The following is a 576-nucleotide window of genomic DNA, read 5'->3' on the forward strand; positions in this document are numbered from 1 at the left end:
GCGCCGGCTGTTGCACCTCCTCGCCGAAGCCGGCTACCGCGTCGGCCCCGTGCCCGGCGATGCCCGGGCCCTGCTCGACGCGCTGAAGCCGGCGCCGGCCCTCCGGCGTCACGCTTATGAGGCCGCCTTCGCCCGCCTGCCCGAGACGGCGCGCGATGCGGTCACAGCCGCCTGGGGCGCGCCGGACGCGGATCGCGATCTTGAGGCGGGCGCCTTCCAGGTGCGCCACGCCACCTTCGGCAACGTCACCGTCGCCCTCGCCCCCGACCGGGGAACGAGCCTCGACCGGCGCGCCGACTATCACGACCCGGCGCTGCCGCCGCGCCATGCGCTCGTCGCCTTCGGCACCTGGCTGCGGGAGGGGCTCGATACCCATGCCGTAGTGCATCTCGGCGCGCACGGCACGCTCGAATGGCTGCCGGGCAAGGCGGTGGCGCTCACCCCGGCCTGCTTCCCGCAGATCGTCACCGGGGCGCTGCCGGTCATCTATCCCTTCATCGTCTCCAATCCGGGCGAGGCGGGCGCAGGCCAAGCGGGCGGCTCGCGGCCCTCACCCTCGGCCACCTGCCGCCGCCG

1 protein-coding gene is annotated in these 576 nt (G+C 75.3%); it reads left to right on the plus strand.

The window, feature by feature from the left end:
* A partial coding sequence (locus AC2W7M_RS27090; RefSeq protein WP_486136334.1) for a cobaltochelatase subunit CobN occupies positions 1-576 on the plus strand: 576 nt, incomplete at both ends.

Source organism: Xanthobacter sp. BG11Y11_SDJG, assembly GCF_057364445.1.